The organism is Halomonas sp. BC2, from assembly GCF_002078115.1.
Taxonomy (GTDB): Bacteria; Pseudomonadota; Gammaproteobacteria; order Pseudomonadales; family Halomonadaceae; genus Vreelandella; species Vreelandella stevensii.
The window spans coordinates 211,960-221,070 of record NZ_LFGT01000012.1 but is presented as its reverse complement, the minus strand read 5'-3'; the positions used below and the strand labels follow the sequence as shown (position 1 = coordinate 221,070).

The 9,111-nt window shown below is 62.5% G+C and carries 6 protein-coding genes and 1 CRISPR repeat array; of the genes, 3 read left to right on the top strand and 3 right to left on the bottom strand.

All coding sequences use genetic code 11. The features are described 5' to 3' along the window. Window positions 1–52 precede the first annotated feature (52 nt). Window positions 53–1,710: direct repeats of the CRISPR family, unit length 33 nt; unit sequence GTCGCGCCCCGCCCGGGGCGTGCGGATAGAAAC. A 306-nt stretch (window positions 1,711–2,016) separates the two neighbouring features. Genes B7L71_RS09945 through ydiJ form a run of 3 tightly spaced genes read left to right on the top strand, consistent with a single transcriptional unit; the run spans window position 2,017 to window position 6,574 of the window. Beyond that, window positions 2,017–3,270 carry a dicarboxylate/amino acid:cation symporter gene (locus B7L71_RS09945; RefSeq protein WP_039180974.1) on the top strand — a complete coding sequence of 418 codons (1,254 nt, stop codon included), beginning with the start codon at window positions 2,017–2,019 and terminating at the stop codon, window positions 3,268–3,270. A 35-nt stretch (window positions 3,271–3,305) separates the two neighbouring features. Beyond that, window positions 3,306–3,464, top strand: coding sequence for a hypothetical protein (locus B7L71_RS17465; RefSeq protein ID WP_212636748.1), 159 nt, complete (start codon window positions 3,306–3,308; stop codon window positions 3,462–3,464). Between the two features lie 14 nt (window positions 3,465–3,478). Continuing rightward, entirely contained in the window at window positions 3,479–6,574 is a 3,096-nt protein-coding gene (gene ydiJ / locus B7L71_RS09940; RefSeq protein WP_081137629.1) for a D-2-hydroxyglutarate dehydrogenase YdiJ, read from the top strand. Window positions 6,575–6,650: 76 nt separating this feature from the next. On the opposite strand, the gene B7L71_RS09935 is transcribed toward ydiJ, so the two are convergent. The 3 genes from B7L71_RS09935 to B7L71_RS09925 form a co-directional block, all read right to left on the bottom strand. Then, entirely contained in the window at window positions 6,651–7,217 is a 567-nt protein-coding gene (locus B7L71_RS09935) for a phosphoribosyl-AMP cyclohydrolase (RefSeq protein ID WP_081137627.1), read from the bottom strand. Window positions 7,218–7,374: 157 nt separating this feature from the next. Then, entirely contained in the window at window positions 7,375–8,085 is a 711-nt protein-coding gene (locus B7L71_RS09930) for a response regulator transcription factor (RefSeq protein WP_081137625.1), read from the bottom strand. Between the two features lie 5 nt (window positions 8,086–8,090). After that, complete coding sequence (locus tag B7L71_RS09925) at window positions 8,091–9,059, bottom strand: sensor histidine kinase (protein ID WP_283160411.1); 969 nt, start codon at window positions 9,057–9,059, stop codon at window positions 8,091–8,093. Window positions 9,060–9,111 lie beyond the last annotated feature (52 nt).

The window sequence follows — 9,111 nt, the reverse complement described above, 5'->3', positions numbered from 1 at the left end:
GCGTGCGGATAGAAACAAAAATACACCGTAGCCGTGCGCGGCGGGCAGTTCGGTCGCGCCCCGCCCGGGGCGTGCGGATAGAAACAGTTGCCATGGCTTACAACACCTCTTCCAGGAACGTCGCGCCCCGCCCGGGGCGTGCGGATAGAAACACCATGATTGACCACTGGTTGACCCACGCGAAAAAGTCGCGCCCCGCCCGGGGCGTGCGGATAGAAACGTCAGCGGCTTCTGGCCATGTCAGCAATGCGCCGTGGTCGCGCCCCGCCCGGGGCGTGCGGATAGAAACACCAGCCCCCGGTAGCGCTGGCCACCGGCATACAGTCGCGCCCCGCCCGGGGCGTGCGGATAGAAACAGACTGTAGCTAGATAGCGCTTTTTGATTAGGCGCGTCGCGCCCCGCCCGGGGCGTGCGGATAGAAACAGGCGGGTGAAGCATTGCCACTTCGTGGCACCATCGTCGCGCCCCGCCCGGGGCGTGCGGATAGAAACCTTCTCGGATCGGTGAACGTGTCGTTATCCCAGGGTCGCGCCCCGCCCGGGGCGTGCGGATAGAAACATATTCCCGACTGCGGGATCTATGTGGCTGGCCGCGTCGCGCCCCGCCCGGGGCGTGCGGATAGAAACTTGAGGATCTCGCTCACCGCGTGCCAGCCGGTGGTCGCGCCCCGCCCGGGGCGTGCGGATAGAAACACTGGCAAAAGCAGGCGTTAACCGCATAGTACGCGTCGCGCCCCGCCCGGGGCGTGCGGATAGAAACGTCCGATCTGTGGGGCGGCGCGATGGCTAGCGTCACGTCGCGCCCCGCCCGGGGCGTGCGGATAGAAACTGCCATGGTTGAATCTCTCTATCAGTGGTTAACCGCGTCGCGCCCCGCCCGGGGCGTGCGGATAGAAACGTTGACGACGTAGCGGCCTACGCTGGCGTTGACGTCGCGCCCCGCCCGGGGCGTGCGGATAGAAACTTCGGCCTCGCTACTACCCGCTGCGTCACCACCGGTCGCGCCCCGCCCGGGGCGTGCGGATAGAAACGCTGCCAAACAGTGCGATGGCGTCACCCGTCGACGTCGCGCCCCGCCCGGGGCGTGCGGATAGAAACCCGCGCATCCTGCGTTTCGTCCCGCGTAGCTCTGCGGTCGCGCCCCGCCCGGGGCGTGCGGATAGAAACTTTTCGGTTGACCTAGTTGAGCAATGTTCAAGCTTGTCGCGCCCCGCCCGGGGCGTGCGGATAGAAACAGGACATATTAGACGCTGTTAACGAAATGCAAGGTCGCGCCCCGCCCGGGGCGTGCGGATAGAAACAGCGCATGATCCGCCGCTTTCGGCGTTTTGCAGTTGGTCGCGCCCCGCCCGGGGCGTGCGGATAGAAACAGGTCGGCACCATTGGCACTGTGCATTCACGTTACGTCGCGCCCCGCCCGGGGCGTGCGGATAGAAACCTTACTTTAACTTTAGACGTTGGGCCAACGTCTAGTCGCGCCCCGCCCGGGGCGTGCGGATAGAAACCGCTCAATCAACCTGAAACAGTGCGACGAATGCCTGTCGCGCCCCGCCCGGGGCGTGCGGATAGAAACTCGCAGGCGCTCCAGGTCCACGCGGGGCATCGTCCAGTCGCGCCCCGCCCGGGGCGTGCGGATAGAAACCTAGGAACGGGGACTCCTTGGTCTGCGGCGACTTCGTCGCGCCCCGCCCGGGGCGTGCGGATAGAAAATACTACCAAGGCACGCGCTGCCGAGAACGACTCAAGTCGCACCCCGTCCAGAATGAATATCTACATAGGGAGAATAGATACTCGTGTTACTGGCATATCACCTGATCAATGGTGAAAATCTACTTTTTAAGTTTCAGATAAGGCCTTGATTAGCTCAGTGCCTTATGAAGCTAAAATCTATACCCATGCTCTTAAAGAAGAATCAAACACAGCCTTGCAACCTCCTCTTATTAGCCAAAAGTAGTGGAGTGCGCGACGATTCGCTTTACGAATCGCTAATAATGGTGACCTAACAGGAGAATCGCCGTGCAGGAAACAGCACAGCAGGGAAAGTTTGCGTGGTGGCGCGGTATCGCGCTGTGGAAGAAAATTCTGGCGGGCCTGGCGCTGGGTATCTTGGCCGGGGCGTTGCTGGGCGAGACGGCCAGCATCTTCAAGCCGCTGGGTGATATTTTCATTAACGCGATCATGATGCTGATCGTGCCGCTGGTCTTTTCGACGCTGGTGGTGGGTATCACCTCCATGCGCGACCCGCAGAAAATGGGCCGTATCGGCGCGCGAACCATCGCGCTGTATCTGGTGACCACGGCCTTTGCCATCAGTATCGGCCTGATTCTTTCGACGCTGCTGCAGCCGGGCACCGGTGTGGGGTTGAGCTTCGACGCAGAGGTGTCGCCCAACGAGGCGCCATCACTGATGTCCATTCTGATCAATCTGGTGCCGCGCAACCCCATCGATGCGCTGGCCAACGGCAACATCATGCAAATCATCGTGTTTGCCATTGGCCTGGGCATTTCGCTGACGCTGATCGGTGAGAAAGGCGAGCCGGTCATGAAGGTCTTCGACAGCTTCGCCGAGGCCATGTACAAGCTGACCGGGCTGGTCATGGCGTTTGCCCCGTTTGGCGTGTTCGGCTTGATCGCCCACGTCTCCGGGCAATACGGGCTGGAGATCCTGCTGCCGCTGGCCAAGCTGATTGGCGTGGTCTATCTGGCCAGCATCCTGCACGTGCTGGTGGTCTACTCCGGATTCATTTCGCTGATTGGCCGCCTGAACCCGGTGCGCTATCTGAAAGGCAGCCTCGATGCCATCGTCGTGGCGTTTTCCTCGGCGTCGTCGGCGGGCACGCTGCCGGTGTCCATTCGCTGTGCCCAGAAAAATCTGGGGGTCTCGGAAGGCGTCTCGGGTTTCGTGCTGCCGGTAGGGGCCACCATCAACATGGATGGCACGGCGCTTTACCAGGGGGTGGTGGTACTATTCATTGCCCAGATGACCGGCACGGACCTCACCATGGTGGATTACGCCATGATCGTCGCTACCGGCACCCTGGCCTCGATTGGCACCGCGGGGGTGCCTGGCGCAGGCTTGATCATGCTGTCGATCGTGATGGCGCAGATTGGCCTGCCGCTGGAAGCCATCGCCGTCGTTGCCGGTATTGACCGCATCCTGGACATGGCCCGCACCAGTGTGAACGTGGCGGGCGACCTGATGGTCACCACCCTGGTCGGTAAAAGCGAAGGCGAGCTCAACGAAGAGACCTACAACAACAGCCGCACCTGATAGCGACATGAACGTCAGGGCATGCGCGTCAAGACATGCCTATCGAGCACCCACCGCCCACGGCGGCGGGCGCTTTTTCATGGCCGCTCACCGGCGCGCTCTCTCGGTCTCGCCAGCGCCAACGGCCAGGCAAGATGCACGCCTGGAATAGCTGGGGTAAAGTACGCTATTCCCCTATTCGCCCCCAGCAGTGACGGCTCGATTCACCATGATTGCATCTCTGGATACCCGCACGGCCCCCGCTGAACGTTTGAAGGGCCACTACGTCCGCTTCCTCGACGCCCTGCGCGCCTGCGGTTTCGAGGGCGAAATCGCCCCGGATTACGCCAACCGCACCGTGCTGGCCACCGATAACTCGATTTATCAGCGCCTGCCCCAGGCAGCGGTCTTCCCCAAGCACGCCGAAGACCTGGAGCGCCTGGCCAAGCTGGCTGCCGAGCTGCCCCACCGGGAAGTGGTGCTGACCCCCCGAGGTGGCGGCACCGGTACCAATGGCCAATCGCTGACCGACGGCATTGTGGTGGACGTTTCCCGCCACATGAACCAGATCCTCGAGATTGACGTGGAAGCACGGCAAGTGCGGGTGCAGGCCGGAGTGGTCAAGGACCAGTTGAATGCCGCTCTGAAACCCCACGGGCTGTTTTTCGCCCCCGAACTGTCGACCTCCAATCGGGCCACCATCGGTGGCATGGTTTCCACCGATGCCAGCGGTCAGGGCAGCTGCGAATATGGCAAGACCCGCCATCACGTACTGGCGCTGGATACCATCCTGCTCGGTGGGCAGCACCTGCACAGCCGCCCGCTGAGCGAGGAAGAGGAGCAGCAAGCACTGGCCGAGAAAGGCGTACTGGGGAAAGTACACCGTACCGCTGCCACCATCATCGACCAGCAGAAGGCGTTGATCGACGCCAAGTTCCCCCCGCTCAACCGCTGCCTGACCGGCTATGACCTGGCCCATCTGCGTGAGGACGGCCAGCTCAACCTGAACAGCCTGCTGTGTGGCTCCGAAGGCTCGCTGGGCTTCCTGAACGAGGCGGTGCTGAACGTACTGCCGATTCCGAAGCACGCAACGCTGGTGAACGTTCGCTATGCCAGCTTCATGGATGCGCTGCGCGATGCCAAGGCGCTGATGGCCAGTAGCGCCCGCCCTACCTCCATCGAGACCGTGGACGACACGGTGCTGCAGCTGGCCATGGAAGATTTCGTCTGGGACAGCGTGGCCGAGTTCTTCCCGGCGGGCAGCACGCCCATACAGGGCATCAACCTGATCGAGTTCAACGACGACGACGCCGATACGCTGGCCGAGCGAGTGGCGGCATTCACCCGGCACCTTGGCCAGGACACCCGCGTCGAGCGGCTGGGCTACACCTTGGCGGAAGGCCGCCCACAAATTCAGAAAGTCTACGCCATGCGCAAGCGCTCGGTGGGCCTGCTGGGCAATGTGCAGGGAGAAAAGCGCCCGCTACCCTTCGTGGAAGATACCGCCGTGCCGCCGGAACACCTGGCCGAGTTCATCGCCGAGTTCCGCGCAGCGCTGGATGCTCGCCAGCTCTCCTACGGCATGTTCGGCCATGTGGATGCGGGGGTGCTGCACGTGCGCCCGGCACTGGACATGAAAGACCCCGAGCAGCAAGCGCTGATTCGGGAGATTTCCGATGAAGTGGTCGCCCTGACCCAGAAATATGGCGGGCTGCTGTGGGGTGAACATGGCAAGGGCGTGCGTTCGGAGTATGGCCCCACCTTCTTTGGTGAGCTGTACCCTTGCCTGCAACAGATCAAGGCGGCCTTCGATCCGCATAACCAGCTCAACCCCGGCAAGATCGCCTCGCCCGCTGAAAATGCCCCGCTGATCGCCAGACAGAGCGACCCGGAGCTGCTGCGAGTGGATGGCGTGACGATGCGCGGCCAGCTGGACCGCACCATCGACGAACGCGCCTGGCAGGCCTACGACGCAGCGGTTTACTGCAACGGCAACGGCGCCTGCTACAACTACGATGTGGACGACCCCATGTGCCCGTCGTGGAAGGCCACCCGCGACCGCCGACACTCTCCCAAAGGCCGTGCCAGCCTGATCCGTGAATGGCTGCGCTTGCAGTCTCAGGCAGGCATCGACGTGGTCGAAGAGTCGCGCAAGAAGAAAGCCGAACGCAGCTGGGGCTTTATCAAGAGCTTTCCCAGGCGAGTGATGAACACCCTCAGCCGTCAGCAGCACCACGACTACTCCCACGAAGTGTACGATGCCATGGCAGGCTGCCTGGCGTGCAAGTCCTGCGCGGGCCAGTGCCCGATCAAGGTGAACGTGCCTCAGTTCCGCGCGCAGTTCCTGGAGGTCTACCACGGCCGCTATTTGCGACCGCTGCGCGATTATGTGATCGGGGGCACCGAGTTCATGCTGCCCGCGCTGACCAGGATCGCCCCTCTGTACAACGCCGCCCTGGGGCAGCGCTGGGTCACCCAACTGATGCACAAAGGGCTCGGTATCAGCGACTCCCCCACGCTCTCCCGGGCCAGCGTGAAAAAGCAGCTGCGCGCCTGGGGGGTGGCGGAAGCCACGCCTACATCACTGGCCCTGCTCACCGAGCAGCAGCGCGCGCAGAGCGTGATCATCGTGCAGGACGCGTTCACGACTCACTTCGAAGCCAGGCTGGTGATGGATGTCGTAGAGCTGCTGTCGCGGCTGAACCTGCGCGTGTTCGTGATGCCGTTTTCCGCCAACGGCAAGCCGCTCCACGTACAAGGCTTTTTAGGTGCCTTCGAGCGCACCGCGGCCAAGCAGGCCAGGCGCCTGCGGGCGCTGAGCGAGTTCGACGTGCCCATGGTAGGCATCGACCCAGCCATGACGCTGACCTATCGCCAGGAGTACGTCAAAGCGCTGGGCAGCGAACAGGTGCCCACGGTGCTGATGCTGCAGGAGTGGCTTGCTACCCGTGTCAACACGCTCAATCCCAGCCCGGTGAAGCTGAATGACCCGGGCTACAAGCTGCTTTCCCATTGCACCGAAAAAACCAACGCGCCGGGCAGCCCCAAAGCGTGGCAGCAGGTGTTTGCTGCCTTTGGCTTGCAGCTGGAGCTGGCCACCACGGGCTGCTGCGGCATGTCGGGTACTTACGGCCATGAAAGCCGTAACGTCGCCACCTCCAAAACCATCTACGCCCAGTCTTGGCAGCCTCAGGTAGAGGCCGAAGAGAACGCAGGCAAGCTGCTGGCCACCGGGTACTCGTGCCGTAGCCAGGTGAAGCGTTACTCAGCGCAAACGCTGGCTCATCCGCTTCAGGCGCTGCTCCACTGCCTGCGTAGCCAATAACCGCCTCGAACCGCAACGCGAAGGGCCTGCTGTCTTCAGCAGGCCCTTTGGTTTTCAGGCGTTCGCCGCTAATCCGTTAGCTCTCTTCCTGCTGATAAGGCAGCGAAGAGTGGTGCAGCACGATGCGCAGGTTGCCTTCGTCATCCAACTGATAGCCCCAGGTCTTGTCGACCGTGGTGACGTTACCGTCGCTGTCGGTCATGGCCACATGGCCCATGGTGAGAGCCGTATCACCACTGATGAAAATGGCCGCATTGTCGATCTCAACCGCTTGCCAGCCTTTCAGCGCAAAGCCGCTGTCTTCTGCGAACTCATCGCTATGGCCCACGAAGTAGGCCAATGCGCCATCAGCCGTGGTACGGAAGGTTTGTGGCTCGCTGGCCAGCGTGGGCTTGAACAGCACCGGGCCCATCTCATAGCCGTAGGCTTCATCGATGATCGTGCTGGCCAGTTCGCGGGCCGCATCGATGCCGTCGTTTTCATAGGTGGTGGCAATCGCCACCAGCGCCTCACCCCACGCCTGCTGAGCCTGCTTCACCTGCTCGGGGGTAATGTCTCCCCCCAGGTGGGTTACTTCGGTGGCCTGGGCCAAAGAAGCGGCGCCAAGCCCTAATGCGGTACCGAGTAGAATTTTTTTCAACATGGTGTCGTCTCCGTGGTGTGTTCGACGGTTACAGCTGTTGCGACGTGACATGCAACAGGGATGACGTTCACTATACGGGGCCAACACTTACATTCAGGTCACCAGAGTATTAACAGAGCGCGAGTTTTAGATGAATACAAGGTGAATAACCACGTAGTCACGGGGAGGGCGCGGGGTCCAGACGGTAGCCAAAACCGCGCTGGGTCGTGATCAACGACTCCCCTGCGCCGTGCACGTCCAGCTTGCTTCGCAGCCGCCGAATATAGACATTGACGATATTGGTCAGCGGGTCTTCGTGGGCACCCCAGACACTGGCCAGAATGCGCTCTCGGCTGTACAGCTTGCCGGGCGTACTCATCAGCAGTTCGAGGATCGCCAACTCCTTGGGGGTCAGCTCGATCCGCTGGCCGCCCCGGGTCACGCTACGCTGCTCACGGTTCAGGCACAGGTCGCCCACCCGCAGCTCGTTCACTTCCTGGCTTGCCGAATGGCCCAAGGAACGGCGCTGCAGGGCGGCAATGCGCGCCAGCAGCTCCTCGAAGGCAAACGGCTTGACCAGATAGTCGTCGGCCCCGGACTCCAGGCCCGAGACACGGTCCTCGATGCTGTCCAGCGCGGTCAGCATCAGAATGGGGAACGCCACCCCCGCCGTGCGCAAGCTGCGACAGATATCGGTGCCGGTGATGTCCGGCAGCAGCCTATCCAGAATGACCACCGGCTGCCGATCGGGCTCCCGGGCACACTGCACGAGGTGCAGCAGCGCCACCTGCCCTTCACTGAACGCTTCTACCTGATAACCTTCGGCCGCCAGGCCTCTGCTCAAGAAGTCGCGAATCCTGGGGTCATCTTCGATGACGACTATATGCATCCTGATTACCTCATGACGCTCAGCGCGTGGCCAGCCTGGGCGTGCACCGGCAGCTGCAGCAGCGCCTCACAGCCGCCAGCAGGGGCTGCCCCCAGGCTGAGCGTACCTCCATGTAAACGCGTCAACAGCATGGCAATGGCCAGCCCGACGCCTTGCCCATCGGGGCGGTGCGAGCGCGCTTTCACGCCGCGATAGCCACGCTCGAACAGCCGCGGCAGCTCGTCTTCCGCCACCCCGATACCATCATCACGCACCCGCAATACCCACACTTGCTTGCCTTGCAGCACCTCAGTGGTAGCGCTCACTTCCACCATGCCCCCCGCATGGGAATAGTGCACGGCGTTATCCAGCAAAATACCGCATATCTGCTGTAACCGCTGAGGGTCTCCCAGCACCGTGGCCTGGGCAGTGACGTCTCCTTGGAGGGCAATACCACGCAATCTGCCTAACGTCGAAGCCTGCTCCATGGCATCGGCCAGCGGCACGCAGGGGTCCAGCAGCTGGCGTTTCACCTGCCACTCGACGATATCGCTGCGCGCCATGGTCAGCAGGTCGCTGATCACGTCCGAAAGCCGCTTGGCATCGCTGGCGATTCGCTCCAGGGCCTGGCGGTACTCGGCTTCGCTGCGCATGCCGCCGCGCAGGGTGATCTCGGCTTCACCACGAATCGACGTGGTGGGGGTGCGCAGCTCGTGGCTGATATCCTCCAGCAGCTGCTGGCGCTGCTGGCCCAGCTGGCGCAGGCTATCCAGTGCCGTGGCCAGCTCCCGAGTACGCACCGCTACCAGATCTTCCAAATGCTGCTGGCGGTCCTGCTCCGCCTGGCGATGCTGTCGAAGCTCGTCGGCCATGAGGTTCATGCGGGTAGCGACATGGCCGAACTCATCGCTCATGCGCTCATCCAGCCGATAGGCAAGATCACCGCGCTGAAACGCCTGGGCGCCGTTTACCAGTTCGAGGATGGGCCGCTGCAGGGCGCGGGCAAAATGTTGGACCGAAGGTTGAATTCAAACCTTCGGTTCCAAC

Coding starts and splice junctions, on each gene's coding strand:
- B7L71_RS17465 (WP_212636748.1), top strand. CDS start 3,306: ATGCCTATCGAGCACCCACCGCCCACGGCGGCGGGCGCTTTTTCATGG.
- ydiJ (WP_081137629.1), top strand. CDS start 3,479: ATGATTGCATCTCTGGATACCCGCACGGCCCCCGCTGAACGTTTGAAG.
- B7L71_RS09935 (WP_081137627.1), bottom strand. CDS start 7,217: ATGTTGAAAAAAATTCTACTCGGTACCGCATTAGGGCTTGGCGCCGCT.
- B7L71_RS09930 (WP_081137625.1), bottom strand. CDS start 8,085: ATGCATATAGTCGTCATCGAAGATGACCCCAGGATTCGCGACTTCTTG.